This is a genomic window from Rhodococcus aetherivorans (assembly GCF_011058165.1).
Classification (GTDB): domain Bacteria; phylum Actinomycetota; class Actinomycetes; order Mycobacteriales; family Mycobacteriaceae; genus Rhodococcus; species Rhodococcus aetherivorans.
Genome location: NZ_JAALEG010000084.1, coordinates 1 through 26,973, shown reverse-complemented (window position 1 = coordinate 26,973; position 26,973 = coordinate 1). Strand labels below are relative to the sequence as shown.

Below are 26,973 nucleotides of genomic sequence, written 5' to 3'. Positions count from 1 at the left end.
CCCCTACTGTCTTTCCCACCCCTACTGTCCCTCCCACGATCGGAGCCGGAAAATGGATCTCGAGCAGTCTCCCGTCAGCCGCCGTTCGGTGCTCCTGGGTGCCGGGGTGGCCGCCGTCGCCGCCACGGCGGCCTGCAGCACCTACGGCGACGAGCCGGCCTCCGGGCAGACCTCCGCGGCGGAGGACGCCGGCACCGACGCGGCCGCGGGACAGCCCCTCGCGGCCGTCGCCGACATTCCCGTGGGCGGGGGACGGATCTTCCCCGATCAGAAGGTCGTGGTGACCCAGCCGGCCGCGGGCGAGGTGCTCGCGTTCAGCGCGATCTGCACCCATCAGGGCTGCACCGTCGCGGCCGTGCAGGACGGCACGATCAACTGTCCCTGCCACGGCAGCCGGTTCAACCTCGACGGCACCGTCGCGAACGGGCCTGCCGCGCGTCCCCTCGAGAGCAGGGCCGTCACCGTCGAGAACGGCGAGATCACCCTCGCCTGACCGGGTTCGCCGTCCCACCTCGACGGTCTCATCGGGCGGCACCGGGATAGGGTCGACGGCGTGACCAGACCTCTGCGCGACTGGCGGCCGCGGGCGTTGCGTGAAGGCGCCGAACCCGACGCCCGCTTCACCCTCGCGAACGAACGCACGTTCCTCGCGTGGATCCGCACCGCGCTCGGCGTCATCGCGGCGGCCGTCGCGCTCGAGACCTTCGCCGGCGACGTCGTGGGGCCGGTGGTGCGGACCACGCTGTCGTGCACGCTGCTGGTGTTCTCCGCGCTCCTGGTGATCGCCGCCCTGCGGCGCTGGCTGCAGATCGAGGCCGCGATGCGCACCGAACGTCCCCTGCCGCCGCCGCGGATCGCCTTCCTGCTCGCGGCGATGCTGGCGGTCGGGGCCGTGGCCCTCGCCGCGGCCCTCCTGATATGACCGCGCCGTCGCGTTCGGGCCCACGATGAGACACGACGACCCGGGCCTGCAGCCCGAGCGCACCACGCTCGCGTGGCTGCGCACGGCGACCGGGCTGGGAGCGGTGGTCCTGCTGTTCCTGCGCCTGGCGCCCGGCCCGGCGCCCGTGGTGGTGGTGATCGGCCTGCTGTGCCTGGTGCCGGCGCTCGTGCTGCTCGTGACGAGCGGGCGCGAGCACCGGGCGCGCGTGAGGCGCTTCATCGAGGGCCGCGCGAGGCATCACTGGTGGCGCAACATCGTCCTGACCGTCACGGTCGTCGTTCTGGCCCTCGCCGCCGCCACGCTCATCGTCACGTCGCAGGCGTGACCGCCGCACCGTCGCCGTTCCAGCCGGGCTGGACGATCTACTCCCGTGTCAATCGGGCACGGAGCCGTGGAAGGCCCACGCCCGGGCGGTCAGCGCGATCCGACCGGCTCGGTCGCGGCGCAGTCGGGCCTCGAGTACCGTCCGCAGTTCGGCTCGGCGCCGTGCCGGCAGCGACATGCAATATCCGGGGGCGGGTCCCTGACCGCCGAGGAACGGCGCCCAGAAATCGTCGAAGTCGGCGAACACGGTGGGAACCTCGAGCGGCTGGATCCGCACCCCGGTGAGACCTGCAGACGCGAGCAGGTCGTGGAGGGGATCGGGCCGGCAGAGCGGGAAGCGGACACCCTCGTCCCGGTCCCGCGCCGCCTCGTCCAGTTCGACGGCCGCATCCCAGAAGGCGCGAATCATCTCCATGCCCTCGGCGTAGTCCCACACGTAGCCGCCGATCGTCCCGCCCGCTCGGGTGACGCGGCGCATCTCGACAAGACCCTCGATCGGATCGGGAAGAAAGTTGAGGACCAATCCGGATACGACGCGGTCGAACTCGCCGTCCACGGCCGGTATCGCCGCAGCGGTACCCGGCCGGACCTCGAAGCGGGGATCGTCGACCGTGGTGCGGGCCGCCGCGGCGAAGCCCTCGGACGGTTCGACCCCGACGACCCGGGACGGTTCCTCGGCGACAAGGACGGCGTGTGCGAGAGCGCCGGTCCCGCACCCCACATCGCACCACGCGGCGCCCGCGCCGGCAGGGGGCAGCCATTGCAGGAACTTCGAGGCGACCGGGCGGCTCCAGCGACCTACATAGCGCTCGTACGCCGCGGCGATCTCCCAGGCGTCGGCGGTGTGATCCGTCATCGCGGTCTTCCTCTCTCCGGTCCCCGGTCAGTCGACCTGTCCGGGCCGGCGCCGTTGCCTACGAACCGGATCCGGGCTCACGGCCGGAACGGCGGTCGAGGTCGATCACCCGGGCCCCGCCCTGCGCCGCGGCCACCCGTGTCTCGGTGCCGTCCTCGGTCACGGCGACGATCTCGCACCGGCACAGCGCCTGTCGCCGGCTCGAGTCGACGACCGTCGCCGCGGCCCGCAGCAGCGTGCCGCGGCCCGGGCGCAGGTAGTCGATCGTGAACCCGGTGGTCACGATCGACGATCCGAGCACGGTTCCCGCCGCGAAGGTCAGGGAGTTGTCCGCGGCGTAGGCCAGCACGCCGCCGTGCACGAACCCGAACTGCTGCAGCAGCTCCGGACGCAGCGGGATCTCGAGCACCGCGCGGCCCGGCTCGTACGCGGCGACCCGGGCGCCGACCAGCACGCTGAACGGTTGGGCCGCGAGCACCGCCGCCGCGTCGTCCACCCCTCGAAGTTCCACGGCCTGCAGTCTGCCCCACACCGCCGGGTCGTGGGCGGACATATCATTCGTGCATGACGCGGTCACCTCATTCGCCGACGGTTCGCTGGCCGGACCTCGCCGCTCTGGAGCTGCTCGTCGGCATCGACGACCACGGCGGCCTCGGCGCGGCCGCCCGGGCCGCCGGCGTCGCGCAGCCCAATGCCAGCCGGGCGGTGCGCCGCCTCGAGAAGCAGCTGGGGACCGTGCTCGTGCGCCGGGGGCGGGCCGGTTCCGCGCTCACCCCGGAGGGCACCGTGGTCGCGCACTGGGCGCGGCAGACCCTCGCCGACGCCCGTCGCCTGCTCGACGCCGCCGCGGCGTTGAGTGCAGACCGGCAGGCCGAGCTGACCGTGGCGGCCAGCATGACGGTCGCCGAACACCTCATCCCGCGCTGGCTGGGCCGCTTCCGCGGGCTCCGGGACGACGTGCAGATCCAGCTGCAGGTCCACAACTCGCGGCAGGTCTGCGACGCGGTCGCGGAGGGCCGGTGCCACGTCGGGTTCGTCGAGGCTCCCACCGTCCCACCGGGACTGCACAGCACCCCGGTGGCGCGGGACCGGCTGGTGGTGGTCGTCACGCCGGCGCACCCGTGGGCGCGGCGCCGGCGTCCGCTCACCGTCGCCGAACTGGCGGCGACGCCGCTCGTCGTGCGCGAGGAGGGCTCCGGGACGCGGCACACGCTGGATCTGGCCCTCCGGGAGTTCGCGCGGCCGTCGCCGCTGCTCGAGCTCGGCAGCGGCGCCGCGGTGCGCACCGCGGCCCTCGGCGGCGTCGGCCCGGCCGTGCTCAGCACCCTCGCCGTGGCCGATCACCTCGCGTCCGGCGAATTGCGGACCGTCGAGGTCGAGGGCCTGGATCTGGCCCGCACGTTGCGCGCGGTGTGGCGCCCACCCCGCAAGCTCGCCGGCCCGGCCGGGGACCTGGTGCGGATGATCGTCCGCGGCGCCTGATCGCGTACCGATCGTCGCAATCGGCCCGAATCCGGCGCCCGGTGCGTCATCATGATCGTCGAGGACGCTGCTCGCCGGGGGTACGAGCGAACGCGGCGTGGCGCCGAGCCGGCACCGGGAGTGGGACATGGACGCATCGCGGTACGACGGGTCGCGGCCGTGACGGCCGTCGAGGTCGATCGCAGCCCCCGGCGATCCGGGGCCGTCCTCGCGACGTTGATCCTGGTCGCCGCCGTCGCGAACCTCAATCTCTCGGTTGCCAACATCGCGCTGCCGGCGATCGGCCGGGCCTTCGACGCGAGCCAGACGGAACTGAACCTGGTCGCCGTCGGGTATTCGCTGGGCCTGGCCGCGTCGGTGCTGTACCTGGGGGCGATCGGCGACCGCTACGGGCGCAAGCAGCTGCTCGTGCTCGGCGTCGCGCTGTCGATACCCGCGTGTCTGGTGGCGGCCTTCGCACCGAGCGTCGAGGTGCTGTTCGCGGCCCGGCTGGCCGGTGGTCTCGCCGCGGGGCTGGCGTATCCCACCACGCTGGCGCTGATCACCGCGCTGTGGTCGGGAGCCTCGCGGACCCGCGCGATCGCGTTGTGGTCGGCGACCGGCGGTGCGGTCGCTGCGCTCGGACCGCTGCTGTCCGGCCTGCTCCTGGAGTACTTCTACTGGGGCTCGGCCTTTCTGATCACCGTGCCGCTCGCCGCCGTCGCCCTCGTGGCGGCGGCCGTGCTGATTCCCGCGCACGTCAACGAGACCTCCGGGCCGGTCGATCATGTCGGCGGTGTCGTGTCGGTGCTGTTCGTGGCGGCGCTCGTCCTGACGGTCAACCTCGCACCCGAGAGCGGCCGAGGCACGGCGGCGCTCGTCTGCGCCGCCGTCACCGCCGTGGCGGGCGCGGTATTCGTGTGGCGGCAGCGGCGGGTGCCCGAGCCGCTGTTCGACCTGAAGGTGGCCGCGCGGCCGACGTTCTGGGTGGCAGCGGTGGCGGGCATCATCGTGTTCGGCACCCTGATGGGGACGATGTTCGTCGGCCAGCAGTTCCTGCAGAACGTGCTGGGCTACTCCACGCTCGCCGCCGGGTCGACGATCCTTCCGGCCGCCGCGTGCATGCTCGTGGTGGCTCCGTACTCGGCCCGGATGGTGGAGAGCCGGGGTGCGCGCACCACCCTGCTGCTCGGCTACGCGTTCATCCTCCTCGGGCTCGCGGTCGCGCTGACGATGTGGGACGAGACCTCCAGTTACTGGCAGATCGCGCTCGCGTACGCCCTCGTGGGGATCGGGGTCGGTTTCGCCGGCACGCCCGCCTCCCGCTCGCTGACCGGCTCGGTCCCGGTGACCCGGGCCGGGATGGCGTCGGCGACGGCCGACCTGCAACGCGATCTGGGCGGGGCCGTGATGCAGTCCATCCTCGGGGCGTTGCTCACCGCCGGATACGTTTCGTCGATCTCGGCGGCGATCGCCTCGTCGCCGGAGGCGGACGAGATCAGCGACCAGACGCAGGCCGCGCTGACCAAGTCGTTCGCGAGCGCCGCCGACCTCGCCGAGCGGTACCCGCAGTACGCCGACGCCATCATGTCCGCCGCGCGCACGGCGTTCCTGGACGGGGACACGAAGGCGTATGCCGCCGCCATTCTCGTCGTCGCCGCCGGTGCGGTCCTGGTGTTCTTCGCCTTCCCGAAGCGCGACGCCGAAAGACGGCTCCTCGCGTCGTACCGTGCGCAGGACGAACGCGCCGAGCCGGCGGGGGACGAGCGGCAGGGGGCCGCGCCCGGGGACGCGGACGGTTAGCGCGGGTCGCCGCTGCCGCGCAGGGCGCCGACGCCGGCGACGATCACCAGCGCGATGCCTACCGCCGCGACGGGCTGGACCCACTGGCCGAGCACCAGCGCGCCCGCCAGGGCCGCCGCCGCCGGTTCGAGAGCGATGAGGATCGCGAACACGTTCTTCGGCAGCTCCCGCAGCGCCCGCATCTCCAGGCTGTAGGGGACCACGGAGGACAGCAGGGCCACCGCCGCTCCGGCGGCCAGGATCGCGGGATCGGCCAGGCCGGCGCCGGCGGTCCCGAGGCCGAGGGGCAGCACGAGCGCCGCGGCGACGGTGGTGGCGACGGTCAGGCCCGCCGCGCCGGAGACGGTGGTGGCCACGTGCGAGCCCGCGACGATGTACCAGGCCCAGCCGGCGGCGGCGAGCAGCGCGAAACCGACCCCGGCCGGGTCGAGGGCGCCGCCGTCCCCGCCGAGGCCGCGTGCCCCGAGGAGCACCACCCCGGCCAGGGCGAGCGCCACCCACAGCGCGTCCCGCGGGCGGCGGGAGAGGACCGCGGCGAGGGCGAGCGGTCCGAGGAACTCGATCGTGACCGCCGCCGCGAGCGGCAGCCGGGCGATCGCCACATAGAAGAAGCCGTTCATCGCGGCCAGGCTCGCCCCGAGCGCGACCACGCCGCGCCACTGCGCCGGGCGCCAGTGCCGCACCGACGGCCGCACCACCGCCCACAGGATCACCGCGGCGAGCGTCAGCCGCAGCGTGACCGTGCCGAGGGCACCGACGTCGTCGAACAGGGTGCTGGCGAAGGCCGCGCCGAACTGCAGGGAGAGCACCGAGCCGAGCACGGCCGCGACGGGCACGGTCCGGCTGCCGCCCCGTGGCGCCGGTGCTGTACCGCTCATCCGTCCTCCGTGGCCTGGGGAATCCGCCGTCCCGCGTGCGACGAATGTTGCCGCACGGGAGCACGATCGGCAGCACGCGCCCCCTCAACCAGAAAAACAATCACGAGTGCTTGATTTTTTGCGCCCCGGGTGTGACTCTGGTCGCATGACGGAGCTACAACCGCTTCTCGACGACCTGCGTGCCGAGGGCGAGTCCCTCGACGCCCTCGTCGCGGACCTCCCGGACGAGCGCTGGGCGACCCCGACCCCCGCCGAAGACTGGACCATCGCCCACCAGATCGGACACCTGCTGTGGACCGATCGCGCCGCCCTCACCGCCGTCGAAGACCCGGAGGCGTTCGTCGCCGGGCTCGGCGAGATCACCGATCCGGACGGGTTCGTCGACGACGGGGCGCGGGCACAGGCCCGCCGCCCCCCGGCCGAGTTGCTCGCCGACTGGCGTGCCGCCCGCCGCGCCCTCGCCGACGCCCTCGCGGCCGTCCCCGCCGGAACCAAGATCGTCTGGTACGGCCCGCCGATGAGTGCGGCCTCCATGGCGACGGCACGGCTGATGGAGACCTGGGCCCACGGCGGCGACGTGGCCGACGCGCTCGGCGTCACCCGCCCGCCCACGCACCGGCTGCGCCACATCGCCCATCTCGGCGTCCGCACCCGCGACTTCGCCTTCGCCGTGCACGGCCGCACCCCGCCGGCCGAGCCGTTCCGCGTCCGTCTCACCGCCCCCGACGGGCAGGAGTGGACCTGGGGGCCCGACGCCGCCACCCAGACCGTCACCGGATCCGCCCTCGACTTCTGCCGGCTGGTGACCCAGCGGATCCACCGGGCCGACACCGACCTCGTCGCCACCGGACCCGACGCCGAGGCGTGGCTCGGCCTCGCGCAGGCGTTCGCCGGACCGCCCGGCGGCGGCCGCGCCCCGGAAGGAGCCACCGCGTGAGCGCCCCCACGGCCGGACGGGCGGTGCGCATCGGGAACTGCTCCGGCTTCTACGGCGACCGGCTCGCGGCCATGCGCGAGATGCTCGAGGGCGGGGAACTCGACTACCTGACCGGTGACTATCTCGCCGAGCTGACCATGCTGATCCTCGGCCGGGACCGGATGAAGGACCCGGCGCTCGGCTACGCCAAGACGTTCCTGCGCCAGCTCGAGGACTGCCTCGGGCTCGCTGTCGACAAGGGCGTGCGGATCGTCGCCAACGCCGGCGGACTCAATCCCGCCGGGCTGGCGACGGCCGTGCGCGAGCTTGCCGGCCGGCTCGGACTCGACGTCACCGTCGCGTACGTCGAGGGCGACGACCTCATCTCCCGCGCCGCCGAACTCGGCCTGGCCGCCGATCCGCCGCCGCTGACCGCGAACGCCTACCTCGGGGCGTGGGGCATCGCCGAGTGTCTCACCGCCGGCGCCGACATCGTCGTCACCGGCCGTGTCACCGACGCCTCCGTGATCGCCGGCCCGGCCGCCGCCCACTTCGGCTGGGCCCGGGACGATTTCGATGCCCTGGCCGGTGCGGTCGCGGCGGGACACGTGATCGAGTGCGGCACCCAGGCCACCGGCGGCAACTACGCGTTCTTCACCGAGATCGCCGACCTCGACCGGCCCGGCTTCCCGATCGCCGAGATCGATGCCGACGGCAGCTCCACCATCACCAAGCACCCCGGCACCGGCGGCGCGGTCACCGTCGGCACCGTGACCGCCCAGCTGCTGTACGAGGTGACCGGTGGCCGCTACGCCGGACCCGACGTGACGACGCGCCTCGACTCCGTCCGGCTCACCCAGGACGGACCGGACCGGGTCCGCATCACCGGGGTCCGCGGTGAGGCGCCCCCGCCGACGCTGAAGGTCTCCCTCAACGCTCTCGCCGGATTCCGGAACGAAGCGGTGTTCGTCCTCACCGGACTCGACATCGAGGCCAAGGCGGCGCTGGTGCGCCGGCAGATGGAGGCGAGCCTGCCCGCGCGTCCGGCCGAGCTCGAGTGGACCCTCGCCCGCACCGACCATCCGGACGCCGACACGGAGGAGGCGGCCAGCGCCCTGCTGCGCTGCACCGTCCGCGACCGCGACCCGCAGGTCGTCGGCCGCGCCTTCTCCGCGGTCGCGGTCGAGTACGCGCTTGCCAGCTACCCCGGCTTCTCGCTGACCGCTCCGCCCGGCAACGGCCAGCCGTACGCCGTGTTCACGCCCGGCTACGTCGACGCCGCCGAGGTGCCGCACACGGCGGTCCTGCCCGACGGCAGCCGCGTCCCGATCCCGCCCGTCACCCCGACGCGCCCACTCGAACCCGTCGCCGAGCCCGAGCTGCCCGCGCCGCTACCCGCGGGGCCCACCCGGCACGCGCCGCTCGGGCTCGTCGCCGGCGCCCGCAGCGGCGACAAGGGCGGCGACGCGAATGTGGGGGTGTGGGTGCGCACCGACGACCAGTGGCGCTGGCTGGTGCACACCCTCACCGTCGACGCGCTGAAAACCCTTCTGCCCGAGTCGAAGAACCTCATCGTGACCCGCCATGTGCTGCCGAACCTGCGGGCGGTGAACTTTGTGATCGAGGGCATCCTCGGCCGCGGCGTCGCCTCACAGGCCCGCTTCGACCCGCAGGCCAAGGGCCTCGGCGAGTGGCTGCGCAGCAGATACCTCTACATCCCCGAGACCCTCCTGGAGGACCCCGAGATGGAGGACCCCGAGATGGAGAACCCCGAGATGGAGAACCCCGAGTGAGCATCTGGGACACCCCCGAACGCCGCGACCTGCGCTCGACCGTCCACTCCTTCGTCCAGCGCGAGGTCCTGCCGCACCTCGCCGCGTGGGAGCGCGACGGCGAACTGCCCCGCGAACTGCACAAGAAGGCCGCCGCCCTCGGGCTTCTCGGCGCCGGATTCCCCGAGGCCGTCGGGGGGTCCGGCGGCGACGCGGCGGACACTCTCACCGTGTGCGAGGCATTCCACGAGGCCGGCGCCTCCGGTGGTGCCTTCGCCTCCCTGTTCACCTGCGGCATCGCCCTGCCGCACCTCGTCGCCGCCGGCGACGAGGTGCAGATCGCGAAGTGGGTCGAGCCGACCCTCGCGGGCGAGCTCATCGGCTCCCTCGCGATCACCGAACCCGGCGGCGGCTCCGACGTGGGGCACCTGACCACCACCGCCGTCCGCGACGGCGACCACTACGTCGTCAACGGCGCCAAGACCTACATCACCTCCGGCTGCCGCGCGGACTTCGTGGTGACCGCCGTGCGCACCGGCGGCAGCGAACGTCCCGGCGCTGCCGGGATCTCGCTGCTGGTGATCGAGAAGGGCGCCGAAGGATTCACCGTCTCGCGCAAGCTCGACAAGATGGGCTGGCGTGCCTCCGACACCGCCGAACTGTCCTTCGTCGACGTGCGCGTGCCCGTCGAGAATCTCGTCGGCACCGAGAACAGCGGCTTCGCGCAGATCGCCCAGGCCTTCGTCTCGGAGCGGATTGCCCTTGCGGCCCAAGCCTATTCGAGCGCACAGCGGTGTCTGGACCTCACCGTGGCGTGGTGCCGCGACCGCGAGACGTTCGGCCGGCCGCTGATCTCCCGGCAGTCGGTGCAGCGCACCCTCGCCGAGATGGCCCGGCGCGTCGACGTCGCGCGCGTGTACGGCCGGCGGGTCGTCGAGCGAGCCCTCGTCGGCGACGGCGACCTCGTCGCCGAGGTGTGCTTCGCCAAGAACACCGCCGTCGAGGCCGGCGAATGGGTCGCGAACCAGGCTGTGCAGCTGTTCGGCGGACTCGGCTACATGGCCGAGTCCGAGATCGAACGGCAGTACCGCGACATGCGCATCCTCGGCATCGGCGGCGGCACCACCGAGATTCTCACCGAGCTCGCGGCGAAACGATTGGGGTACACCTCGTGAGCATCCTGCAGACGACCCTCGACCCGGCCTCGGCAGAGTACGCCGCCGCGGCCTCGGCGATGACCGCCGAACTGGCCGCACTCGAGACCGAGCACGCCAAGGCCCTCGCCGGCGGCGGGGAGAAGTACGTCCGGCGCCACCACGAACGCGGCAAGCTGCTCCCGCGCGAACGCATCGAACTGCTGCTCGACCCGGATTCCCCGTTCCTCGAGCTGTCCCCGCTCGCGGCGTGGGGCACCGAGTTCCCGGTCGGCGGCAGCACCGTCACCGGGATCGGCGTCGTCGAGGGCGTCGAATGCCTGATCGTCGCCAACGACCCCACCGTCCGCGGCGGCACCAGCAACCCGTGGACCCTGCGGAAGGGGTTCCGCGCCAACGACATCGCGATGCAGAACCGGCTGCCGGTGATCTCCCTCGTCGAGTCGGGCGGCGCCGACCTGCCCACCCAGAAGGAGGTGTTCATCCCCGGCGGACGCATGTTCCGCGACCTGACGCAGCTGTCCGCCGCCGGCATTCCCACCATCGCGCTGGTGTTCGGCAACTCCACCGCGGGCGGCGCCTACATTCCCGGCATGTCGGATCACGTGGTGATGATCGAGAAGCGCTCGAAGGTGTTCCTCGCCGGACCGCCGCTGGTGAAGATGGCCACGGGCGAGGAATCCGACGACGAATCCCTCGGCGGCGCGGAGATGCACGCCCGCACCTCCGGGCTGGCCGACTACTACGCGGTCGACGAGCCCGATGCGATCCGGATCGGCCGGGGCATCGTCCGTCGCCTGAACTGGCGCAAGCAGGGCCCCGAACCCCACCCCGACGTGCGCGAACCGCGTTACGACCCCGAGGAACTGCTCGGAATCGTGCCCGCCGACCTCAAGGTGCCGTTCGACCCCCGCGAGGTGATCGCCCGCATCGTCGACGATTCCGACTTCGACGAGTTCAAGCCGCTCTACGGGTCGTCGCTCGTCACCGGCTGGGCCCGTCTGCACGGGTACCCGGTGGGCATCCTCGCCAACGCCCGCGGCGTGCTGTTCAGCGAGGAATCCCAGAAGGCCACCCAGTTCATCCAGCTCGCCAACCGCGCGAACACGCCACTGCTGTTCCTGCACAACACCACCGGCTACATGGTCGGCCGCGAGTACGAGGAACGCGGCATGATCAAGCACGGCTCGATGATGATCAATGCCGTCTCCAACTCGACGGTGCCCCACATCTCGATCCTGCTCGGCGCCTCCTACGGGGCCGGCCACTACGGCATGTGCGGCCGGGCCTTCGACCCGCGGTTCCTGTTCGCCTGGCCCAGCGCCAAATCCGCGGTGATGGGCGGCGCCCAGCTCGCCGGTGTCATCTCCATCGTCGGACGCGCCGCCGCCCAGGCGCGCGGCCAGGCCTTCGACGAGGCCGCCGACGAGGCGATGCGTGCGGCGATCGAGAACCAGATCGAGGCGGAGTCGCTGCCGATGTTCCTGTCCGGCCGGCTCTACGACGACGGGGTCATCGACCCGCGCGACACCCGCACCGTGGTGGGGATGTGCCTGTCGGCCATCGCCAACGCGCCGATCGAGGGCACCGACAGCTTCGGTGTCTTCCGGATGTGAGGCAGCAGTGAACCACACCGATACCGTCACCACCGTGCTCGTCGCCAACCGCGGCGAGATCGCCCGCCGGGTGTTCGCCTCCTGCCGGCGCGCCGGCCTCGGCACCGTCGCGGTGTTCTCCGACGCGGACGCCGGCAGCCCCCACATCGCCGAGGCCGACGCCGCGGTGCGCCTGCCCGGCACCGCCCCCGCCGACACCTATCTGCGCGGCGAGGCGATCATCGCCGCCGCCCGCGCGGCGGGGGCCGACGCGATCCACCCGGGTTACGGGTTCCTCTCGGAGAACGCCGAATTCGCGCGGGCGGTCCTCGACGCGGGGTTGACCTGGATCGGGCCGGGCCCGGACTCGATCGCCCGGATGGGTTCGAAGGTCGAGGCCAAGAAGATCATGGCCGACGCCGGTGTGCCGGTGCTGGCCGAGCTGGACCCTGCCGCGGTGACCGAGGCCGACCTGCCCGTGCTGATCAAGGCGTCCGCCGGGGGCGGCGGCCGCGGCATGCGGGTGGTCCGCGACCTGGCCGAGCTGCCCGACCAGCTCGCCGCGGCCCGGCGCGAGGCGCAGTCCGCGTTCGGCGATCCGACGGTGTTCTGCGAGCGCTTCCTCGAAACGGGCCGGCACATCGAGGTGCAGGTCCTCGCGGACCGGCACGGGACCGTGTGGGCGGTGGGGGAGCGGGAGTGCTCGATCCAGCGCCGCCACCAGAAGGTGGTCGAGGAGGCGCCGTCGCCGCTCGTCGAGGCCACGCCCGGGATGCGGGAGCGGCTGTTCGCGGCGGCCCGGCGCGCCGCGCAGGCCATCGACTACGAGGGCGCGGGCACCGTCGAGTTCCTCGCGACCGGGGCGAGCGAAGCGACGGGGAATGTCACCGGGGCGAGCGGAGCGACGGGGAATGTCACCGGGGCGAGCGGAGCGACGGGGAATGTCACCGGGGCGAGCGGAGCGACGGGGAATGTCACCGGGGTGAGCGAAGCGACGGGGAGCTCGGCGGACGGCGAGTTCTTCTTCCTCGAGATGAACACCCGCCTGCAGGTCGAGCACCCGGTCACCGAGTGCACCACCGGCCTCGACCTCGTCGACCTGCAGTTGCAGGTCGCCGCCGGCGCCCGCCTCGAGCCCGAACCCCCGCCGGCGAGCGGACATTCGATCGAGGTGCGGCTCTACGCGGAGGACCCGGCGCAGGACTGGCGGCCGCAGTCCGGCACGGTGCACCGTCTCGCGCTGCCCGGCCGCGTCGCCGCGTTCGAGGTGCTGCGCGAGCCCGGGCTGCGCCTGGACTCCGGCGTCGAGGACGGTTCGGCGGTGGGCGTGCACTACGACCCGATGCTCGCCAAGGTGATCTCGTACGCCCCGACCCGGGGCCGCGCGGCGCGGATGCTCGCGACGTCGCTGGCCCGCGCCGAGGTGCACGGCCTGCGCACCAACCGGGACCTGCTGGTGAACGTGCTGCGGCATCCCGAATTCCTCGCCGGCAACACCGACACCGCCTTCTTCGACACCCACGGGCTCGACACGCTCGCCGCGCCGCTCGCCGACGCCGGGGCCGAATCGCTGTCCGCGCTCGCCGCGGCCCTGGCGGACGCCGCCGCCCACCGCGCGGCCGCGACGGTCGCCCGCGGCCTGCCGAGCGGCTGGCGCAACCTGCCGTCGCAGCCGCAGGTCAAACGGTACGAGGGCGACCGCGGTGCACACGAGGTGCGGTACCGGCTCACCCGGTCCGGGCTGATCGCCGATGACCATCCCGGCGTCGTCCTCGTCGCGCACACCGAGCGCCGGGTGGTGCTCGCGATCGACGGCGTGCACCGCCAGTTCGACGTCGCGCGCTACGGCGACGCGGTGCATGTGGACTCGTCGCTCGGCCCGGTACGGCTGCGCGCGATCCCCCGGTTCGTCGAACCCTCCGCCCACGTCGCCGCGGGTTCGCTGCTCGCCCCGATGCCCGGCTCGGTGATCCGGATCGGGGCCGCGGTCGGCGATGCGGTCACCGCCGGGCAACCGGTCCTCTGGCTCGAGGCGATGAAGATGGAACACATCGTCAAGGCCCCCACCGCGGGCGTGCTCACCGAGCTGCCCGTCGCCGTCGGCACCCAGGTCGAACTGGGCGCCGTGCTGGCCGTCGTCACCCCCGCCGAGTCCGGCGAACCGTCCGCCCCGGCCGACATCGAGGAGTAACCATGAGCGTCATCGAAACCGACGAGCAGAAGCAGCTGCGCGCCGCGGTCGCGGGCCTGGCCAAGCGCTACAACTACGTCGACTACGTGCTGCCGAAGGCCCGCAAGGGCGAACCGCTGACCGAGCTGTGGCGCGAGGCCGCCCAGCTCGGCTTCCTGGGCGTGAACCTGCCCGAGGAGTACGGCGGCGGCGGGGCCGGCATCTACGAACTCGCCCTGGTCCAGGAGGAACTCGCCGCGCAGGGCTGCGGGCTGCTGCTGGTGGTGGTCTCGCCGGCCATCTGCGGCACCATCATCGCCAAGTTCGGCACCGACGAGCAGAAGCAACGCTGGCTGCCCGCGCTCGCCGACGGCTCGAAGATCATGGCGTTCGGCATCACCGAGCCCGACGCCGGCTCGAACTCGCACGAGATCACCACCGTCGCGCGGCGCGACGGGGAGGACTGGATCCTGCGCGGCAGCAAGATCTACATCTCCGGTGTGGACCAGGCCGACGCGGTGCTCATCGTGGCCCGCACCGAGGACGCGAAGAGCGGCAAGCTGCGGCCGGCGCTGTTCATCGTCCCCACCGACGCGGACAACTTCGTCAAGACGCCGATGGAGATGGACATCGTCGAACCGGACCGCCAGTTCACCCTGTTCCTCGACGACGTGCGCCTGCCGGCGGACGCGCTGGTAGGGGAGCCGGACGCCGCGCTGATGCAGCTGTTCGCCGGCCTGAACCCCGAGCGGATCCTCGGCGCGGCGATGGCCGTGGGCATGGGCCGCTACGCGCTGGACGCGGCGGTGCGGTACGCCAACGAACGGACCGTGTGGAAGTCGCCGATCGGGGCGCACCAGGGCATCGCGCATCCGCTCGCGCAGTGCAAGATCGAGCTCGAACTGGCCAAGCTGATGATGCAGAAGGCCGCGGTGCTGTACGACAGCGGCGACGACTTCGGCGCCGCCGAGGCCGCGAACATGGCCAAGTACGCCGCGGCCGAGGCCAGCATCAAGTCGCTCGACCAGGCGATCCAGACGCACGGCGGCGGTGGGCTCACCCGCGAGTACGGGCTTGCCGCGATGCTCGGCGCGGCGCGGATCGCGCGGGTGGCGCCGGTGAGCCGGGAGATGATCCTCAACTTCGTGTCCCAGCACTCGCTGGGCCTGCCCCGGTCGTACTGAGGGGAGCGCCGGTGTCCGAGACGTTCGTCCGGTACGACGTGAGCGAGGGATTCGCCACGCTGACTCTCGACTCGCCGCACAACCGCAACGCGATCTCCGCCAGGCTCGTGGCGCAGCTCCGGCAGGGACTCGCCGACGCGGCCGCCGACGACGGGGTCCGCGCGGTCGTGCTCACCCATGAGGGCGGCACCTTCTGTGCCGGCGCCGACCTGAGCGAGGCGAGCACCGCGGAGGGCGGCGCCGCGGCGGCGGCTGCCGCCCGGACGCGGGAGATGACGGCGGTGCTGCGGTCGATCCTGGAGCTGCCCAAGCCGGTGATCGGGCGGATCGACGGGCACGTGCGCGCCGGCGGCATGGGGTTGGTCGGCGCATGCGACCTCGCCGTCGCCGGGCCCCGGTCGACGTTCGCGTTGACCGAGGCCCGGCTGGGGCTGGCGGCGTCGATCATCTCGCTGACGGTGCTGCCGCGGCTCACCTCCCGTGCCGCGAGCCGCTACTTCCTCACCGGTGAGCGGTTCGGGCCGGAGGTGGCAGCGGCGATCGGCCTGGTCACCGTCGAGACCGACGATCCGCAGGCGTCGGTGGGGGAGATCCTCGCCCAGCTGCGGGAATGCTCGCCGCAGGGGCTCGGCGAATCCAAGCGGCTCACCACGATGCGGATGCTCGCCGACTTCGACCGGTACGGCGACGAGCTGGCGGAGCAGTCGGCGCGGCTGTTCGGCTCCGCGGAGGCGGTCGAGGGGATGACCGCGTTCCTGCAGAAGCGGCCGCCGTCGTGGAGCCGGTCGTGACACGGTCCGTAAAACGGTCAGGGTTGACTGGATAGTGGTGGGTGTACGACAGTGGCTGTCATGAAACTCGGCATCCAGCCCGACTACGCGGGTGACTTCCGGCAGGTCGTCGACGAGATCGTCGAACTCGAATCGGTGGGGCTCGACATCGCATTCGTCGCCGAGGCGTACAGCTTCGACGCCTTCGGCCAGCTCGGCTACCTGGCCGCGCGCACCTCGACGGTGCAGCTCGGCACGGGCGTGGTGCCGATCTACACCCGCACGCCGTCGCTGCTCGCGATGACGGCCGCCGGCATGGACTACGTCTCCGGCGGCCGCTTCGTGCTCGGCCTCGGGGCGTCCGGCCCGCAGGTGATCGAGGGCTTCCACGGCGTGCCGTACGACGCGCCCCTGCAGCGAACCCGCGAGGTCGTCGACATCTGCCGGGCCGTGTGGCGGCGCGAGAAGCTCGAATACGCCGGCCGCAAGTACACGATCCCGCTGCCGGCCGACCGCGGCACCGGGCTCGGCAAGCCCCTCAAGCTCATCAATCAGCCGGTTCGCGAACGCATTCCGATCATGATCGCCGCGCTCGGCCCGAAGAACGTCGCCCTCGCCGCCGAGATCGCCGAGGCCTGGGAGCCGGTGTTCTTCTTCCCCGAGCACGCGCACCGGGTATGGGGCGACGCGCTCGCCGAGGGCAAGGCGAAGCGGGACCCGGCGCTCGGGGAGCTCGAGGTGGTGGTCAACGTCCAGGTCGGGATCGGGGACAACGTCGCCGAGCTGCGCGACCGCGCCCGGCCCCACCTGGCGCTGTACCTGGGCGGAATGGGCGCCAAGGGCAAGAACTTCTACAACCAGCTCGCCCGCACCTACGGCTTCGAGCGCGAGGCCGAGACCGTTCAGGACCTCTACCTGGCTGGGCGGAAGAAGGAGGCCGAGGCGGCGATCCCGGACGAGTTGATCGACGGCGTGTGCCTCGTCGGCCCGCGCAGTCACGTCGCCGAGCGCCTCGCCGCGTTCGAGGCCGCCGGAGTCACCACGATCAACATCATGGCCCTCGAGGACACCCGGGCCGGGCGCCTCGCCTCGACGGTCACCCTCCGCGAGCTGACGCGCCGGCCTGCCTAGTCTGATCGCCATGAGCAGCCCGTCCCCGGATGTCCGCCGTCGCGGCGAGCAGGAGCGCAGCCGTGCCACCCGCAAGCGGATCCTCGACGCGGCGGTGGCCGTGCTCGTCGAGCACGGTTACTCCAACGCCACCACCGTGCGCATCCAGGAGGCGGCCGGCGTGTCCCGCGGGCGGCTGCTGCACCATTACCCGTCGCGGGACGCCCTGCTCGTCGCCGCCGTGCACCACCTCGCCGCCCAGGGGGTCCAGGGCCTCGACGGCGACCATCCCTGGCCCGCCGACCCGGTCGAACGTATCGCCGCCGCGGTCGACCGGATGTGGTGGAACTTCCGGCAGCCGTACTTCTGGGCGTCGATGGAGCTGTGGCTCGCCGCGCGCGGCCACGAGGAACTTCGGGCCGAGCTGCTGCCGCTCGAACGCCTCCTGGGCCGGATGATCAAGGAGCAGACGACCGCGAACTTCGGTCCGGAGATCGCGAACCGCCCCCGGTTCGCCGAGGTGCGCGACCTGATCTATCAGGCGATGCGCGGGGCGGCCCTCGGTTACGCCATCGACCCCCGCGACCCGCTGACCGAACCCCAGCTGGCGGTGTGGCGTCGCCAGATGGAACGGGTCCTGGTGGACGACGAACCCGGGGATTCCGCCGCCGGGGGCGCGCTGCGATGACCCGGCAGCCCAAGCAGGATCGGAGCCGGGTCACGCGCCGCCGGCTGCTCGAGGCGAGCATCGACTGCCTCGCGGAGCTGGGGTGGGGCGCGACCACGGTGGGGGTGGTCGCCGAGCGGGCGGGCGTGTCCCGCGGCGCGGCCCAGCACCACTTCCCGACCCGGGAGGACCTCATCACCGCGGCGCTCGAGTTCATGTTCGACAGCCGTATGGATCTCGCCCGCCGCGACACCGTGGACCTGCCCCTGGGGGCCGCCCGTACCGAGGCCGTGGTGCGCCGGCTCGTCGACTACTACACCGGCACCCTGTTCAAGGCGGCGCTGCAGGTGTGGACGGCCGCGGCGGCCGATCCGGAACTGCGGGCCCGCATCGTCCCCCTCGAGGAACACTTCGGCCGCGTCGCCCACCGCGTCGCCGTCGAGCAACTCGGCGTGGACGAGTCCGACGCGACGGTGCACCGCATGGTGCAGGCCACCCTCGACCTCGCGCGCGGCCTCGGCCTCGCCGACGTCCTCACCGACGATTCGCGGCGCCGGGCCGAGATCGTCCGGCACTGGGCCGCGCAGCTCGACACGGTGCTCGACGCGGCCCGGCAGCGTTCGGCGGCGCAGCACCCGGCCGGTTAGGTTTGTGGCATGCCTCCCAAGCTGGCCACGGTCGCGGTCCTCGGACTCGTCGGTGCCGTCGTCGCCGGGTGCGGCTCGGACCCGGCCGAGGGCCCGGCCGGCGCGTCGCCCACCCTGCAGGTGACCGAGCCGGGCCCGTTCTTCGGCGCGTGCGGGTCGGTCACCGACGACGAGGTGGCCCGGGCCTTCGGGCTGGGGTCGTTCGTGCAGGTCACCCGCAACTCGGTGGGATGCGAGTGGGAACTCGTCGGGGCGGGCGGCCCGAGCGTGACGTTCTCCTGGTACCGCGGCAGCCCGATCGGCCGCGAACGCGCCGGTTCCGACCTGATCGGCCGGCCCGCGATCGACGTGGAGATCGACGGCAACCCGGGCTTCCAGGGCTCGGCGCAGAACGACTTCGGGCAGACCGTGCTGTGCGAGATCGGCGTGCAGTTCGGGGGCGACTTCGTGCACTGGTCCGTCACGTACGGGCTCTTCACGCCGGCCGCGGACGCGTGCGTGGTGGCCCGCGACCTGGCCGAGCTCAGCGCGGAAAGGGCACAGCGGTGAAGCGGACGACGCGGACGACGCGGGTGGCGACGCTGCCGTCGCTGCTGGCCCTGGCCGCGGTGCTCGCCGGGTGCGGCAGCACGATCGAGGGGCAGGCCGTGCCGGAGGGGGCCGGAGCGGGCGGCGCCTCCGCCGAGTTCACGCGCCTGCTCACCGAGTGCGATGCCGTCACCGACGAGCAGATCGCGGAGGCGGTCGGCGTCGAGGCGATCGAGCGCGGGTTCTTCGGGGCGATCTGCCGGTGGGACACCGCAGGTGCGGGGGCGACGGCGAAGGTCACCTTCAACTGGTTCGAGACCGGGTCCCTCGACACCGAGCGGGGGACGGCGCAACGGCTGGGATACGCGGTGGAGAACACGACCGTGGAGGGCCGGCGGGCCGTGCTGATGCGCCCGCCCGACGACCCGGCGTCCTGCGGGATCTCCGCCGGAGCGTCCACGACGGGGATCTTCGGCTGGTGGGTGCAGTACGCGCCCGGTTCGGCGCCTCCCGATCCGTGTGCGGCGGCCGTCACGCTGGCCCGACTGACCCTCGACCTCAGCAGTTGAGCCACGAGCGGACCCCCGCAGCTCGCTTTGACCTTGCGCCGCGCCGCCGGGTATCGTTGTGGGTCGTGTCCGGCATGCCCGGGCCGATCTGTGTGCCTATGCGAGGTAGTGCCGTGCGCGCGGTCTGTGGAATCACCGCAGGAGCGAGCCCCCGGCTGCCTGTGTGGGGGTACGCGACACGCCCGACCTCGTGTGCACACGAGGGGTGGGTGCGGGGCAGCGGCTCTCTTGCCCCAACCGATGGATCCCTAATTTCAGAACAGCCAAGGTTGCTCGTGCGAGCAGTCTTCAGACAACGAGAAAGCCGGTAGATGCCAACCATCAATCAGCTGGTCCGTAAGGGCCGCCGCGACAAGGCCGCCAAGGTCAAGACCGCGGCCCTCAAGGGCAGCCCGCAGCGCCGCGGTGTGTGCACTCGCGTGTACACCACCACCCCGAAGAAGCCGAACTCGGCGCTCCGGAAGGTCGCCCGCGTGCGTCTGACCAGCTCCGTCGAGGTCACCGCCTACATCCCGGGTGAGGGTCACAACCTGCAGGAGCACTCGATGGTGCTCGTGCGCGGTGGTCGTGTGAAGGACCTCCCCGGTGTCCGCTACAAGATCATCCGCGGTTCGCTCGACACCCAGGGTGTCAAGAACCGCAAGCAGGCGCGCAGCCGCTACGGCGCGAAGAAGGAGAAGGGCTGATGCCACGTAAGGGTCCCGCTCCGAAGCGTCCCCTGATCGCCGACCCGGTCTACGGGTCGCCGCTCGTCACCCAGCTGGTCAACAAGATCCTGCTGGACGGCAAGAAGTCCACCGCCGAGCGCATCGTCTACGAGGCACTCGAGCGCGCGCGCGAGAAGACCGGCACCGATCCGGTCGTCACCCTCAAGCGCGCTCTGGACAACGTCAAGCCTGCCCTCGAGGTGCGCAGCCGCCGTGTCGGTGGCGCCACCTACCAGGTGCCGGTCGAGGTTCGTCCCGGTCGTTCGACCACCCTCGCCCTGCGGTGGCTGGTCACCTTCTCGCGTCAGCGTCGTGAGAAGACCATGGTCGAGCGCCTCGCGAACGAGCTCCTCGACGCCAGCAACGGTCTGGGTGCGTCCGTGAAGCGTCGCGAGGACACCCACAAGATGGCCGAGGCCAACAAGGCGTTCGCGCACTACCGCTGGTGAGTCGATGCCGGTCGGGAGGAACCGGTATTCCCGAAATCCTCCCGGCCGGCCGTTCGCACAACTGTGTCGGTCCCTGAAGGCCGGCTGAACATCCGAGAACACTGGTCCGCACCCTAGGACCGACACGAGCTACGAGCGGGGTTACCTGTGGCACAGGAAGTGCTGACCGACCTGAACAAGGTCCGCAACATCGGCATCATGGCGCACATCGATGCCGGCAAGACCACGACGACCGAGCGCATCCTCTTCTACACCGGTGTGAACTACAAGATCGGTGAGACCCACGACGGTGCCTCGACCACCGACTGGATGGAGCAGGAGAAGGAGCGGGGTATCACCATCACCTCCGCCGCCGTGACCTGCTTCTGGAACAAGAACCAGATCAACATCATCGACACCCCCGGCCACGTCGACTTCACGGTCGAGGTCGAGCGGTCGCTGCGCGTCCTCGACGGCGCGGTCGCCGTGTTCGACGGCAAGGAGGGCGTCGAGCCGCAGTCCGAGCAGGTCTGGCGGCAGGCCGCCAAGTACGACGTTCCGCGCATCTGCTTCGTCAACAAGATGGACAAGATGGGCGCGGACTTCTACTTCACGGTCCAGACCATCATCGACCGCCTCGGCGCCAAGCCGCTGGTCCTGCAGCTCCCGATCGGCGCGGAGGACGCGTTCGACGGCGTCGTCGACCTGGTCGAGATGAAGGCCATCACCTGGCGTGGCACCGTCGAGATCGGCGCCGAGCCGACGATCGAGGAGATCCCCGCGGAGCTGGCCGACAAGGTCGCCGAGTACCGCGAGAAGCTGCTCGAGACGGTCGCCGAGAGCGACGAAGAGCTCATGGAGAAGTACTTCGGTGGCGAGGAACTCACCGTCGCCGAGATCAAGGGCGCCATCCGGAAGCTGACCGTCGCCTCCGAGCTGTACCCGGTGCTGTGCGGTTCCGCGTTCAAGAACAAGGGCATCCAGCCCATGCTCGACGCGGTCATCGACTACCTGCCGAACCCGCTCGACATCGGCGAGGTCGAGGGCCACAAGCTCGGCGACGAGGAAGAGACCCTCACCCGCAAGCCGAGCAAGGAAGAGCCCTTCTCCGCGCTGGCGTTCAAGATCGCCGCGCACCCGTTCTTCGGCAAGCTGACCTTCGTGCGCGTCTACTCCGGCCGCATCGAGCCGGGTGCCCAGGTGCTCAACGCCACCAAGGGCAAGAAGGAGCGCATCGGCAAGCTGTTCCAGATGCACGCCAACAAGGAGAACCCGGTCGACGAGGCGGTGGCCGGCCACATCTACGCGATGATCGGCCTGAAGGACACCACGACCGGTGACACCCTGTGCGCGCAGGACGCCCCGATCGTGCTCGAGTCCATGACCTTCCCGGATCCGGTCATCCAGGTCTCCATCGAGCCGAAGACCAAGTCCGACCAGGAGAAGCTGGGCACCGCGATCCAGAAGCTGGCCGAGGAGGATCCCACCTTCTCCGTCGAGCTGGACGAGGAGACCGGCCAGACCGTCATCGGCGGCATGGGCGAGCTCCACCTCGACATCCTCGTCGACCGGATGCGTCGTGAGTTCAAGGTCGAGGCCAACGTCGGCAAGCCGCAGGTGGCGTACCGCGAGACCATCACCAAGAAGGTCGAGAAGCTCGAGTTCACGCACAAGAAGCAGACCGGTGGTTCCGGCCAGTTCGCGAAGGTCATCATCGCCCTCGAGCCCTTCGTGGGCGAGGACGGCGCGACCTACGAGTTCGAGAACAAGGTCACCGGCGGCCGCGTGCCCCGCGAGTACATCCCCTCGGTCGACGCCGGTGCGCAGGACGCGATGCAGTACGGCGTGCTCGCCGGGTACCCGCTGGTGAACGTCAAGGTCACCCTGCTCGACGGCGCGTACCACGACGTCGACTCGTCGGAAATGGCGTTCAAGATCGCCGGTTCGCAGGCCCTGAAGGAGGCCGCGCGCAAGGCTGCGCCGGTCATCCTCGAGCCGCTCATGGCTGTCGAGGTCACCACCCCCGAGGACTACATGGGTGAAGTGATCGGCGACCTCAACTCCCGCCGTGGCCAGATTCAGGCCATGGAGGAACGCAGTGGTGCCCGTGTCGTGAAGGCGCTGGTTCCGCTCTCGGAGATGTTCGGTTACATCGGTGACCTGCGGTCGAAGACCCAGGGTCGCGCGAACTTCTCCATGGTGTTCGATTCCTACGCTGAGGTTCCCGCGAACGTCTCGAAGGAAATCATCGCCAAGGCGACCGGCGAGTAACCTCGGTTCCGACCCGGTCGGCTGCACGACCAAGTAAGTAACAACCGCACTGCTGCATACTGCAAGCAACAACAGTCCAGGAGGACCCTCAAGTGGCGAAGGCGAAGTTCGAGCGGACCAAGCCGCACGTGAACATCGGCACCATCGGTCACGTCGACCACGGCAAGACCACTCTGACGGCGGCGATCACCAAGGTGCTGGCCGACAAGTACCCCGAGCTGAACCAGAGCTTCGCGTTCGACCAGATCGACAAGGCTCCGGAGGAGAAGGCTCGTGGTATCACGATCAACATCTCCCACGTCGAGTACCAGACCGAGAAGCGCCACTACGCGCACGTCGACGCTCCGGGTCACGCCGACTACATCAAGAACATGATCACCGGTGCGGCTCAGATGGACGGTGCGATCCTGGTCGTGGCCGCCACCGACGGCCCGATGCCGCAGACGCGTGAGCACGTGCTGCTCGCCCGTCAGGTCGGCGTGCCCTACATCCTCGTCGCGCTCAACAAGTCCGACATGGTCGACGACGAGGAAATCCTCGAGCTCGTCGAGATGGAGGTCCGTGAGCTCCTCGCTGCGCAGGACTTCGACGAGGAGGCTCCTGTCGTCAAGGTTTCGGCCCTGAAGGCACTCGAGGGTGACCCGAAGTGGACCGAGAGCATCCTCGAGCTCATGAGCGCCGTCGACGAGTCGATCCCGGACCCGGTCCGTGAGACCGAGAAGCCGTTCCTCATGCCCGTCGAGGACGTCTTCACCATCACCGGTCGTGGCACGGTCGTCACCGGCCGCATCGAGCGCGGTGTCATCAACGTGAACGAGGAAGTCGAGATCGTCGGTATCAAGCCGACCTCGACCAAGACCACGGTCACGGGCATCGAGATGTTCCGCAAGCTGCTCGACCAGGGCCAGGCCGGCGACAACGTCGGTCTGCTGGTCCGCGGCATCAAGCGCGAGGACGTCGAGCGTGGCCAGGTCGTCGTGAAGCCGGGCACCACCACCCCGCACACGGAGTTCGAGGGCCAGGCCTACATCCTCAACAAGGAGGAGGGTGGCCGCCACACCCCGTTCTTCAACAACTACCGTCCGCAGTTCTACTTCCGTACCACGGACGTGACGGGCGTTGTGACCCTCCCCGAGGGCACCGAGATGGTCATGCCGGGCGACAACACCGAGATGTCCGTCAAGCTGATCCAGCCGGTCGCCATGGACGAGGGCCTGCGCTTCGCGATCCGCGAGGGTGGCCGCACCGTCGGCGCCGGTCGCGTCACGAAGATCATCAAGTGAGCTAGTTCTCGCTGACGTCGAACGGCGTCCACCCTTCGGGGTGGGCGCCGTTCGGCGTTTCCGTCCCCGGGGAACGAGCGAATGTATCGTTCATCTCCGTACGCCGACGAAATGCCACGTTCGCTCGGCGGCCTACCCCTGTCCGCCGGATTCGGGGTGGGCCGGATCCAGGTGCAGCAGTACCTGCGTCGCCACGCGGGCCCCGCCCAGCGCCCGGGCGGCCCGCTCGGCGGTCTCCTCGGCGCGGGCGGTGAAGTCGGCGACGTCGATGTTCGGGTCCGCGTACACCGTGACCGACAGGGTCGGCAGATGGCGTTCCACCACGGCCCGGCTACGCGTGGCCCGCACACCGGGCAGGGCCGCAAGCTCACCGGCGACGCCGTCGGCCACCGGCCCGAGCTCCACGGCCAGGGTGGCCTCGGTGACCTCGTCGTAGAGCTGCACCCGCGACGTCCGGCGCCGGGAGAAGTTGACCGCCAGGAGCACGATCCCGATCGTCACCCCCACCGCGACGGCGGTCCACAACGCGCCCTCCCACCAGGACTGGTCCGGGATGTCGATGATGCGCGGCCGGTCCAGGCGGGCCAGCCATTCCCGGGCGAAGCTCACCTGCCACACCCAGGCCAGTGCGAAGGCCCCGGCGCCGAGGAGCGCGGCGCCCACGGCGAACGTGAGCATCCGGTTGACCAGGACGGTGCGCAGCTTCATCGCGCCGTCCTCGGCCGGTGCACCTGCACCACGAGAGCGATCGGCTCCGCGAGCAGAGCCAGATTCGGCGCCACCGCACCCCGGACCGCGGCGACCAGATCGGCGGTCGACTCCTCACCCGAGCCCACGACGCTGACGAGCGCGCGACGGCGATCGACGACGGTGCGGGCCGCGTACACACCGGGCAGTGTGGACGCGTGCGCGCTGCACATCCGGGCCAGGTCGGTCCGGCGCATCCACACCGTCGGGACCGGACCGGACACCTGCAGGGGCACGTGGGTGCGGCGCCGCGGCTTGACCGCCACCACGACGAGCACGACCCCCAGCAGCACGAGGACCGCAGCGACGGGTGCGATCCAGCTCTGCCAGTGCAGCCGGCCGAACCACTCGAAGGAGTTCCGCAGCCACGGCGCGCCCGCGTAGGTGCCGCGGACGATGAGCAGTTCCCGGGCGGCGGCGAACGCGAGCGCCAGAGCGCCCACGGCGATGAGCGCGGCCGCCGGGGCCGCGGCCGGGTGGGCCAGGGGCGGCAGCGGCGAAACGACCGGTACGGGGGCCCGGTACTCCGTCCGGGCGACGATGTCGGCCTCGGTGTACTCGACCGGCACCGCCGGCTCGCTGCGCTCGGCCGGCCCGGCGACGGACGTGGCCGCGACGAGCACGTTGAGTTCGTGCACCGGCAGGCCGGTCAGCTCGTGGAGCTGCCGGTCCACCGCGTCGTGCACACGCCGGGTCAGGGCGGCGGCGTCGTAGGGCCATTCCGCGGCGATGTACAGGTTGATCGCGACGGCGCCGCCGCCGGTGGTGACGTCGGCGCGGGGCAGGTCCCGCCCGGTGAACAGGCTCAGGCCACCGCGTTGACGAACCACACCGGGCACCTGGAGGGCGGCGGCCGCGGCGATCCGTTCGACGGCGCGGTCCTTGATGACCAGTTGGCCGCGGTGCCCGACGGGGTCGACCGTCTCGGTTGCGACCGCGTCGGCGCCGGCCTGGGCCGGCAGGGTCCTCGGGCCGGTGGGCGTAGGGTCAGCCACGGCCCCGGCTCCGCAGCAGAGCGCCCAGGTCGAGAAGCCCGTCCCGGTGGGCACCGATCGCCATGCCGAGGGCGCCGAGCAGGATGCCGAACAGCAGGCCGCTGAAGCCCCCGAGGATGCCCGCGAGGGCCAGCAGCAGTCCCGCGAGGAGTCCGACGGCGGTGTTGCTGACAGGGGTGTGGTTCACTGGGTCACCTCACTGGTCGGGTGCTCGCCGTCGGGTGACGGGATCCGTATGTCTTCGATGGTCACATCCACGGGGACGCCGAGCAGCGGCTCGAGCCGGGCGCGGACGGCGGCCGCGACGGCGTACAGGTCGGCCGGGTACTCGACGACGATGTGCACCGCGCACGTGTCGGAGCCGAGGCGGATCCCGGTGACGCGCCGGCCCGGCAGATAGGTCGCGACCTCGCCGAACGCTCCGCCGTGGAGGTCGGCGACGCCGGGCACGGTCCGGGCGGCGGCCGCGGCGAGTTCTGCGGGCTCGGCGGGGGTGGTCATTGGACGCGGGGTTTCAGGTCGTCGGCGACACCGGTGGTCTCGTCGAACAGCACGACGTCGAAGACGGTGATGTTGACCTCGGTGACCTCGAGGCCGGTCATCCGTTCGACGGCCGCGATCACGTTGTGGCGGATCGCGACGGCGAGTTCGTGCAGGGCCACGCCGTATTCGGCGACGATGCCGATGTCGATCGCGGCCTGTTTCTCCCCGACCTCCACCGCGACGCCCTGCCCGTGGTTGATCCGCGCGCCGGGAATGCGGTCCCGCAGGGCCCCGACCACGCGTGCGGTGCCCGCGCCGACGTCGTAGACGCCGCTGATCTCGCGGGTCGCGATCCCGGCGATCTTCGCCACGACCGCGTCGGCGATGATGGTGCGCCCCTGGGTGTCGACCGGTCCCGGCGCGATTCCGTTGCCGAACTGCACGCGGCTGACGCCTGCGCCGCTGTCGCTGGTCATGGGGGCTCCTCGTCGGCCTGCCGGATGAAGGTCTGTCCCCTCCGACTGTAGTAACTCCAGGCCGCCCCGGGTGCGGGGCACGCGGCTCGCATGAACGGCGCCCTGTCCGGAGGTCCCTGTATTTGGTAAAACAGTTGCACGGATTACGGTGGCGTGGGTCACTGCTGGCGGAGAGGGTGGAGCGGGTGGGTGAGACGGGAACACAGCGGATCGTCGTGGTCGGGGCGGGGCTGGCG

The 26,973-nt window shown here is 71.4% G+C and carries 29 protein-coding genes; 21 read left to right on the top strand and 8 right to left on the bottom strand.

The window, feature by feature from the left end; translation table 11 throughout:
- Positions 1-52: 52 nt before the first annotated feature.
- Genes G6039_RS24495 through G6039_RS24485 form a run of 3 tightly spaced genes read left to right on the top strand, consistent with a single transcriptional unit; the run spans position 53 to position 1,268 of the window.
- Positions 53-493 (top strand): QcrA and Rieske domain-containing protein, encoded by a 441-nt coding sequence (locus G6039_RS24495; RefSeq protein WP_043800588.1) that lies wholly within the window; start codon positions 53-55, stop codon positions 491-493.
- Positions 494-553: 60 nt separating this feature from the next.
- Complete coding sequence (locus G6039_RS24490; protein ID WP_006931271.1) at positions 554-922, top strand: YidH family protein; 369 nt, start codon at positions 554-556, stop codon at positions 920-922.
- Between the two features lie 25 nt (positions 923-947).
- Positions 948-1,268 (top strand): DUF202 domain-containing protein, encoded by a 321-nt coding sequence (locus G6039_RS24485; protein WP_006931270.1) that lies wholly within the window; start codon positions 948-950, stop codon positions 1,266-1,268.
- A 48-nt stretch (positions 1,269-1,316) separates the two neighbouring features.
- Here G6039_RS24485 and G6039_RS24480 read toward each other — a convergent pair whose 3' ends face one another.
- Positions 1,317-2,123: a class I SAM-dependent methyltransferase gene (locus tag G6039_RS24480; protein ID WP_043800585.1), complete on the bottom strand. Its 807-nt coding sequence runs from the start codon at positions 2,121-2,123 to the stop codon at positions 1,317-1,319.
- A gap of 58 nt (positions 2,124-2,181) precedes the next feature.
- Entirely contained in the window at positions 2,182-2,619 is a 438-nt protein-coding gene (locus tag G6039_RS24475) for a PaaI family thioesterase (RefSeq protein WP_043800645.1), read from the bottom strand.
- Between the two features lie 68 nt (positions 2,620-2,687).
- Here G6039_RS24475 and G6039_RS24470 point away from each other — a divergent pair, with 68 nt between their 5' ends.
- Together G6039_RS24470 and G6039_RS24465 are read left to right on the top strand one after the other, a co-directional pair.
- Positions 2,688-3,605, top strand: coding sequence for a LysR family transcriptional regulator (locus G6039_RS24470; RefSeq protein ID WP_006931266.1), 918 nt, complete (start codon positions 2,688-2,690; stop codon positions 3,603-3,605).
- 159 nt (positions 3,606-3,764) lie between these two features.
- Positions 3,765-5,387, top strand: a complete 1,623-nt coding sequence (locus G6039_RS24465) for an MFS transporter (protein ID WP_043800583.1) — start codon at positions 3,765-3,767, stop codon at positions 5,385-5,387.
- Here G6039_RS24465 and G6039_RS24460 read toward each other — a convergent pair.
- On the bottom strand, positions 5,384-6,265 hold the full coding sequence (locus G6039_RS24460; RefSeq protein WP_037201042.1) for an EamA family transporter: 882 nt from the start codon (positions 6,263-6,265) through the stop codon (positions 5,384-5,386). The genes G6039_RS24465 and G6039_RS24460 overlap by 4 nt on opposite strands.
- Positions 6,266-6,410: 145 nt before the next feature.
- On the opposite strand from G6039_RS24460, the gene G6039_RS24455 reads away from it, so the two are divergent.
- From G6039_RS24455 to tuf, 16 genes are all read left to right on the top strand, one after another.
- On the top strand, positions 6,411-7,202 hold the full coding sequence (locus G6039_RS24455) for a TIGR03084 family metal-binding protein (RefSeq protein ID WP_006931262.1): 792 nt from the start codon (positions 6,411-6,413) through the stop codon (positions 7,200-7,202).
- Entirely contained in the window at positions 7,199-8,974 is a 1,776-nt protein-coding gene (locus G6039_RS24450; RefSeq protein ID WP_043800580.1) for an acyclic terpene utilization AtuA family protein, read from the top strand. Before G6039_RS24455 ends, G6039_RS24450 begins: the two co-directional genes overlap by 4 nt.
- Entirely contained in the window at positions 8,971-10,128 is a 1,158-nt protein-coding gene (locus G6039_RS24445; protein ID WP_043800577.1) for an acyl-CoA dehydrogenase family protein, read from the top strand. The genes G6039_RS24450 and G6039_RS24445 overlap by 4 nt, the downstream gene beginning before the upstream one ends.
- A complete protein-coding gene (locus tag G6039_RS24440) occupies positions 10,125-11,723 on the top strand; it encodes an acyl-CoA carboxylase subunit beta (RefSeq protein ID WP_006931255.1) in 1,599 nt (532 codons plus the stop codon). The genes G6039_RS24445 and G6039_RS24440 overlap by 4 nt, the downstream gene beginning before the upstream one ends.
- A 7-nt stretch (positions 11,724-11,730) precedes the next feature.
- Positions 11,731-13,893: an ATP-binding protein gene (locus G6039_RS30310; RefSeq protein ID WP_164528133.1), complete on the top strand. Its 2,163-nt coding sequence runs from the start codon at positions 11,731-11,733 to the stop codon at positions 13,891-13,893.
- A gap of 2 nt (positions 13,894-13,895) precedes the next feature.
- Positions 13,896-15,056, top strand: coding sequence for an acyl-CoA dehydrogenase family protein (locus tag G6039_RS24430; protein WP_006936207.1), 1,161 nt, complete (start codon positions 13,896-13,898; stop codon positions 15,054-15,056).
- A gap of 11 nt (positions 15,057-15,067) precedes the next feature.
- The gene (locus tag G6039_RS24425) at positions 15,068-15,847 is read left to right on the top strand and encodes an enoyl-CoA hydratase family protein (protein ID WP_029545024.1); all 780 of its coding nucleotides are present in this window, start codon (positions 15,068-15,070) and stop codon (positions 15,845-15,847) included.
- A 60-nt stretch (positions 15,848-15,907) separates the two neighbouring features.
- A complete protein-coding gene (locus G6039_RS24420; protein WP_043800571.1) occupies positions 15,908-16,957 on the top strand; it encodes an LLM class F420-dependent oxidoreductase in 1,050 nt (349 codons plus the stop codon).
- Between the two features lie 10 nt (positions 16,958-16,967).
- On the top strand, positions 16,968-17,624 hold the full coding sequence (locus G6039_RS24415; protein ID WP_006936210.1) for a TetR/AcrR family transcriptional regulator: 657 nt from the start codon (positions 16,968-16,970) through the stop codon (positions 17,622-17,624).
- Positions 17,621-18,250 (top strand): TetR/AcrR family transcriptional regulator, encoded by a 630-nt coding sequence (locus tag G6039_RS24410; RefSeq protein ID WP_006936211.1) that lies wholly within the window; start codon positions 17,621-17,623, stop codon positions 18,248-18,250. The genes G6039_RS24415 and G6039_RS24410 overlap by 4 nt, the downstream gene beginning before the upstream one ends.
- Before the next feature lie 9 nt (positions 18,251-18,259).
- The gene (locus G6039_RS24405) at positions 18,260-18,799 is read left to right on the top strand and encodes a DUF3558 domain-containing protein (protein ID WP_006936212.1); all 540 of its coding nucleotides are present in this window, start codon (positions 18,260-18,262) and stop codon (positions 18,797-18,799) included.
- On the top strand, positions 18,796-19,347 hold the full coding sequence (locus G6039_RS24400) for a DUF3558 domain-containing protein (RefSeq protein WP_006936213.1): 552 nt from the start codon (positions 18,796-18,798) through the stop codon (positions 19,345-19,347). Before G6039_RS24405 ends, G6039_RS24400 begins: the two co-directional genes overlap by 4 nt.
- 311 nt (positions 19,348-19,658) lie before the next feature.
- On the top strand, positions 19,659-20,033 hold the full coding sequence (rpsL, locus tag G6039_RS24395; protein ID WP_003937662.1) for a 30S ribosomal protein S12: 375 nt from the start codon (positions 19,659-19,661) through the stop codon (positions 20,031-20,033).
- The gene (gene rpsG, locus G6039_RS24390; RefSeq protein WP_003937663.1) at positions 20,033-20,503 is read left to right on the top strand and encodes a 30S ribosomal protein S7; all 471 of its coding nucleotides are present in this window, start codon (positions 20,033-20,035) and stop codon (positions 20,501-20,503) included. Before rpsL ends, rpsG begins: the two co-directional genes overlap by 1 nt.
- A gap of 147 nt (positions 20,504-20,650) precedes the next feature.
- The gene (fusA, locus tag G6039_RS24385; RefSeq protein WP_043800567.1) at positions 20,651-22,753 is read left to right on the top strand and encodes an elongation factor G; all 2,103 of its coding nucleotides are present in this window, start codon (positions 20,651-20,653) and stop codon (positions 22,751-22,753) included.
- A gap of 92 nt (positions 22,754-22,845) precedes the next feature.
- The gene (gene tuf / locus G6039_RS24380; protein WP_006936215.1) at positions 22,846-24,036 is read left to right on the top strand and encodes an elongation factor Tu; all 1,191 of its coding nucleotides are present in this window, start codon (positions 22,846-22,848) and stop codon (positions 24,034-24,036) included.
- 132 nt (positions 24,037-24,168) lie between these two features.
- Here tuf and G6039_RS24375 read toward each other — a convergent pair whose 3' ends face one another.
- The 5 genes from G6039_RS24375 to G6039_RS24355 are packed head-to-tail and all read right to left on the bottom strand — an operon-like array spanning position 24,169 to position 26,737.
- Entirely contained in the window at positions 24,169-24,744 is a 576-nt protein-coding gene (locus G6039_RS24375; protein ID WP_006936217.1) for an Asp23/Gls24 family envelope stress response protein, read from the bottom strand.
- Positions 24,741-25,778, bottom strand: a complete 1,038-nt coding sequence (locus G6039_RS24370; RefSeq protein ID WP_006936218.1) for a DUF6286 domain-containing Asp23/Gls24 family envelope stress response protein — start codon at positions 25,776-25,778, stop codon at positions 24,741-24,743. The genes G6039_RS24375 and G6039_RS24370 overlap by 4 nt, the downstream gene beginning before the upstream one ends.
- Positions 25,771-25,965, bottom strand: coding sequence for a hypothetical protein (locus G6039_RS24365; protein WP_003937668.1), 195 nt, complete (start codon positions 25,963-25,965; stop codon positions 25,771-25,773). The genes G6039_RS24370 and G6039_RS24365 overlap by 8 nt, the downstream gene beginning before the upstream one ends.
- Positions 25,962-26,279, bottom strand: coding sequence for a hypothetical protein (locus G6039_RS24360; RefSeq protein ID WP_029545019.1), 318 nt, complete (start codon positions 26,277-26,279; stop codon positions 25,962-25,964). Before G6039_RS24360 ends, G6039_RS24365 begins: the two co-directional genes overlap by 4 nt.
- Positions 26,276-26,737 (bottom strand): Asp23/Gls24 family envelope stress response protein, encoded by a 462-nt coding sequence (locus G6039_RS24355; protein WP_006936221.1) that lies wholly within the window; start codon positions 26,735-26,737, stop codon positions 26,276-26,278. The genes G6039_RS24360 and G6039_RS24355 overlap by 4 nt, the downstream gene beginning before the upstream one ends.
- Positions 26,738-26,973 lie beyond the last annotated feature (236 nt).

Bases quoted from the DNA above. Each gene is read 5' to 3' on its own strand.
- G6039_RS24495 (WP_043800588.1), top strand. From the start codon at position 53: ATGGATCTCGAGCAGTCTCCCGTCAGCCGCCGTTCGGTGCTCCTGGGT.
- G6039_RS24485 (WP_006931270.1), top strand. From the start codon at position 948: ATGAGACACGACGACCCGGGCCTGCAGCCCGAGCGCACCACGCTCGCG.
- G6039_RS24480 (WP_043800585.1), bottom strand. From the start codon at position 2,123: ATGACGGATCACACCGCCGACGCCTGGGAGATCGCCGCGGCGTACGAG.
- G6039_RS24470 (WP_006931266.1), top strand. From the start codon at position 2,688: ATGACGCGGTCACCTCATTCGCCGACGGTTCGCTGGCCGGACCTCGCC.
- G6039_RS24460 (WP_037201042.1), bottom strand. From the start codon at position 6,265: ATGAGCGGTACAGCACCGGCGCCACGGGGCGGCAGCCGGACCGTGCCC.
- G6039_RS24455 (WP_006931262.1), top strand. From the start codon at position 6,411: ATGACGGAGCTACAACCGCTTCTCGACGACCTGCGTGCCGAGGGCGAG.
- G6039_RS24430 (WP_006936207.1), top strand. From the start codon at position 13,896: ATGAGCGTCATCGAAACCGACGAGCAGAAGCAGCTGCGCGCCGCGGTC.
- G6039_RS24420 (WP_043800571.1), top strand. From the start codon at position 15,908: ATGAAACTCGGCATCCAGCCCGACTACGCGGGTGACTTCCGGCAGGTC.
- G6039_RS24415 (WP_006936210.1), top strand. From the start codon at position 16,968: ATGAGCAGCCCGTCCCCGGATGTCCGCCGTCGCGGCGAGCAGGAGCGC.
- G6039_RS24410 (WP_006936211.1), top strand. From the start codon at position 17,621: ATGACCCGGCAGCCCAAGCAGGATCGGAGCCGGGTCACGCGCCGCCGG.
- G6039_RS24405 (WP_006936212.1), top strand. From the start codon at position 18,260: ATGCCTCCCAAGCTGGCCACGGTCGCGGTCCTCGGACTCGTCGGTGCC.
- rpsL (WP_003937662.1), top strand. From the start codon at position 19,659: ATGCCAACCATCAATCAGCTGGTCCGTAAGGGCCGCCGCGACAAGGCC.
- rpsG (WP_003937663.1), top strand. From the start codon at position 20,033: ATGCCACGTAAGGGTCCCGCTCCGAAGCGTCCCCTGATCGCCGACCCG.
- G6039_RS24375 (WP_006936217.1), bottom strand. From the start codon at position 24,744: ATGAAGCTGCGCACCGTCCTGGTCAACCGGATGCTCACGTTCGCCGTG.
- G6039_RS24360 (WP_029545019.1), bottom strand. From the start codon at position 26,279: ATGACCACCCCCGCCGAGCCCGCAGAACTCGCCGCGGCCGCCGCCCGG.
- G6039_RS24355 (WP_006936221.1), bottom strand. From the start codon at position 26,737: ATGACCAGCGACAGCGGCGCAGGCGTCAGCCGCGTGCAGTTCGGCAAC.